Source organism: uncultured Cyclobacterium sp. (assembly GCF_963976465.1).
Lineage (GTDB): Bacteria > Bacteroidota > Bacteroidia > Cytophagales > Cyclobacteriaceae > Cyclobacterium.
Map to the genome: position 1 here is coordinate 1 of NZ_CAXBOC010000545.1, position 3,520 is coordinate 3,520.

Annotated in this window: 5 protein-coding genes; 1 reads left to right on the plus strand and 4 read right to left on the minus strand. The window is 39.1% G+C overall.

All coding sequences use genetic code 11. The features are described from left to right. Window positions 1-238 (minus strand): hypothetical protein (locus AAC037_RS21875; protein ID WP_339905608.1); only part of this gene is annotated, 238 nt, incomplete at its 3' end. Between the two features lie 214 nt (window positions 239-452). Further along, window positions 453-1,598: an MBL fold metallo-hydrolase gene (locus AAC037_RS21880; RefSeq protein ID WP_339905609.1), complete on the minus strand. Its 1,146-nt coding sequence runs from the start codon at window positions 1,596-1,598 to the stop codon at window positions 453-455. A 555-nt stretch (window positions 1,599-2,153) separates the two neighbouring features. Between AAC037_RS21880 and AAC037_RS21885 the strand changes: the two genes are divergently transcribed. After that, window positions 2,154-2,507 carry a DUF3127 domain-containing protein gene (locus tag AAC037_RS21885; protein ID WP_339905611.1) on the plus strand — a complete coding sequence of 118 codons (354 nt, stop codon included), beginning with the start codon at window positions 2,154-2,156 and terminating at the stop codon, window positions 2,505-2,507. A 127-nt stretch (window positions 2,508-2,634) separates the two neighbouring features. On the opposite strand, the gene purE is transcribed toward AAC037_RS21885, so the two are convergent. Next, window positions 2,635-3,159: a 5-(carboxyamino)imidazole ribonucleotide mutase gene (gene purE, locus AAC037_RS21890; RefSeq protein ID WP_339905612.1), complete on the minus strand. Its 525-nt coding sequence runs from the start codon at window positions 3,157-3,159 to the stop codon at window positions 2,635-2,637. Continuing rightward, on the minus strand, window positions 3,156-3,520 hold a 365-nt coding region (locus AAC037_RS21895), incomplete at its 5' end, for an ATP-grasp domain-containing protein (protein ID WP_339905614.1). The genes purE and AAC037_RS21895, both read right to left, overlap by 4 nt.

The window sequence follows — 3,520 nt, forward strand, 5'->3', positions numbered from 1 at the left end:
TTCCTGACTGTATTTCGAAACTGTAAGAAGTGTCATCTATCTGAGTTGCCCATCTCCTATTAAAAAATTTTTGATGGCTCCACAAAAAATTTACCTTTCCTACATGATCTCCGTTTTCACAATCTTCCGGAAGTATATAGTATTGGTTATAAACAGGAGCATTGGATTTAACTTCTGCAACTGTTCTGATGTCTTCTGTATGCGTTATCGGATGCCTAAATGAGGAATAATCTGTCATAAAACCAATTGCTTACCTTATCGTCTCCATTGAAATTAAAAAACACTCACACACTTGGGTGAACTGCGTTGGGTAAATAAAAATAACCGCTTCGGGAATAGTTTCAAAGATACTAAATATTTATAATTGTAGATACCTTCCTGATGCTTAAGGTTAAATGAAAAATATTGAAGACCTAATTCAAGCTTGAGCAAAAATCAATAATATACTTAGATTATTCTTTGCCCAACAATTGCCACCAATCCGGTTGAGAAATGACAATATTATCCAGCACTATGGGCTCCCCAATTCTTGGAGTAATGACATTTAAATTCAGCTCTTTTGCTTTTTGAGAAACCCGTTCCACCGGATCTGTCCAACTGTGGTGAGACAATTTGAAAGCACCCCAGTGAATAGGCATGATGGTTTTGGCTTTTACATCTTGACCTGCCATTGCTGTTTGCTCAGGAAACATGTGGACAGTCGGCCACAGCTCATTGTATTGTCCACATTCCATCAAGGCCAGGTCAAAAGGCCCATATTCTTCTCCGATTTCTTTGAAATGATCTGCGTATCCACTGTCCCCACTAAAGAATAAATTGGCTGTAGGGGATTGGATGATCCAGGAAGACCATAAGGTATGGGCCCTATCCGAAATTCCTCTTCCTGAAAAATGCTGGGCAGGCGTACAGCGTATAGTCAACCCCTCAAAGTTTTCTTCTTGCCACCAATCCATCTCTACAATGTCTTTCTTATCAATACCCCAGGCTAGCAAATGAGCCCCTACACCTAAAGGAGTGAAAAATGTATTGACCTTTTCTTTTAACTTTTGAATGGAACCATAGTCCAAATGGTCATAATGATCATGGGTAATAAGCACTGCATCTATTGCAGGCAACTTCTCTATTTCAATAGGAAGTTCCTTACTAAACCTTTTGTTTCCTAAAAGAGGATGGGGAGCAGGAACTTCCCCAAACATCGGATCTATCAGTATTGTCTTGCCATCTAGTTGTAATAAAAAGGTAGAATGGCCAAACCAAACCAAGCGGGTTTCGGACCCAAACTGAACGATATCCAGGGAATCAATTTTTACGGTTGCTATATTCTCTTCCGGAACCGAGTTTGGAATGGTCTTCATCATTCCGGTGATGGCTTTGAACATATCACCGGCACTCATTTCCATTTCTACATTTCCATTGTTTACAAATTTCCCATCCTTAAAATGTTTGGATTGGGTATACCTGCTGTAAGCCTCTTCACTAGGCTTTCCACCAAACTCCGGACTAAAATGCATAAACAATATACCCGCTATAATTAGAAGGCCGATTACTGAAATAAGTAGGGTAATCATTCTGTATATTAATTTTTTAAGTATTCTCATTTAGACTGCTAACTATTGCGTCGAAAGCCATGGGTTATTATAAAAAGAAAAGGTTTTCTCGCAAGAGTCCGAAAAAACCGAGGTGAAAATAAAGTTTAGCTTAATCCAATAGCTTTTTACGGTTAGAATTGTATAGGTTAAATTTAAACGCTAAAGATGCAATAGAACTTCTATTACCTGCTGAAATCCCTACAAAATCTGCCACTTTGTAGCTGTTTTCAATTGCACCAAAGAAGTGGGATCCTAAAATTTCCAACCAGCCTGATTTTCATACGATTCCAACATTTCCCTTAAATACGGAAATCTTATTGAATTATCCGGGTTAAGTTACGATTAAAAACCATTCAGGTTTAAATTTTTTATCAGGTAGGCATTAATGAACAATGGAAGTCTCTCTAATCCAAAACCTAAAAAAGCTCCTATTTTAAGGAATTCGAACTTAAAACAGCAAAACTGCTTTGAATTACCTTTTTGTATATTCTAACCTTCCAAGATCTCGTTTTAAAAATCAAGAGGATTTAATTACCTTCGTTTTTTCATTAAAAAAGAATCAACATGGAGATATCAGGAAAAATCATACAAGCCCTAGAAGAACAATCCGGAAATGGTAGAAACGGAACATGGAGAAAAAGGGACTATATTTTGGAAACCGGAGGACAGTATCCAAAGAAAGTTTGTCTAACTGTCTGGGGGGATAAAATAGATCAGTTTAACATTCAGCAAGGACAAGAATTGACGGCAAGTATTGAGGTAGAAAGCAGGGAATTTAATGGACGCTGGTATACCGACGTAAAAATCTGGCGAGTAAATAATGCAAGCACCCCAAATGCTGCTCCGGCCCCAAAGAATGAAATGCCTGATGTCACCACTTTCAATGATGAGAGTGAAGGAGATGTATTGCCATTCTAATAACAATCAAACCTGAATATATATTTAGCACATTGCTACCCGGTTCAATGTTATTTTGTAGCTATTTGCCGGAGATAAAAAAAGTCGGATTCTAATTTTTGAATCCGACTTTTTTGTTTTCATAAGCCTATTGCTTTGAATCTAGTGCGGCTTTCCAGCCTATCTCCTCCACTCGTTCCGCCGAAGCCAATACTTTTTCTGAAAGAGATTGTTTAAATTCCTCGAGATTTTTTGATACTTCCTCATCATAAGCACCAATGATAGAAGTGGCTAAAATACCCGCATTTTTCCCTCCATTTAATGCCACTGTAGCCACGGGAATTCCGGAAGGCATTTGAAGGATCGAAAGAATACTGTCCCATCCATCAATTGAATTGGAGGATTTTACTGGCACACCAATAACGGGTAAGCTGGTAAGGGAGGCCACCATTCCCGGAAGATGTGCTGCACCTCCGGCCCCGGCAATGATTACTTTTATACCCCTTTTTTTAGCTTCTTGGGCATAGTTTATCATTCGAACGGGAGTTCGATGGGCAGATACTATGGTCAATTCATAGCCTACTTCCATTTCTTCTAAAAATTTGGCGGCTTCAGACATTATTGGCAGGTCGGATTGACTGCCCATGATGATACCCACTTTTATCTCAGTCATGCTTTAATCTTTATAAGTTCTTTTATTCTATCTGCTTTTTCTTTCAAAAAGCCGGCATCTTCCGCAAGAAGGGTAACATGACCCATTTTCCTGAATGGCTTTGTGATTTTCTTCCCGTATAAATGTAGGTAGACTCCCTGTTCTTTAATGGCTTCATCCATTCCTTCCACAATGGCATCTCCTGTATAGCCATCTTCTCCCAGCAAGTTTACCATGGCAGCAGGACATCTCAAACCAGTCTCGCCCAATGGCATGTCCATGACAGACCTAAGATGCTGTTCAAATTGTGAAGTAAAATTGGCTTCAATGGTATGATGCCCACTATTGTGCGGGCGAGGGGCAATTTCATTAACCAGCAATT

What these genes read in the sequence shown, in the direction of transcription:
- AAC037_RS21880 (WP_339905609.1), bottom strand. Translation starts at nt 1,598, where the DNA reads ATGAGAATACTTAAAAAATTAATATACAGAATGATTACCCTACTTATT.
- AAC037_RS21885 (WP_339905611.1), top strand. Translation starts at nt 2,154, where the DNA reads ATGGAGATATCAGGAAAAATCATACAAGCCCTAGAAGAACAATCCGGA.
- purE (WP_339905612.1), bottom strand. Translation starts at nt 3,159, where the DNA reads ATGACTGAGATAAAAGTGGGTATCATCATGGGCAGTCAATCCGACCTG.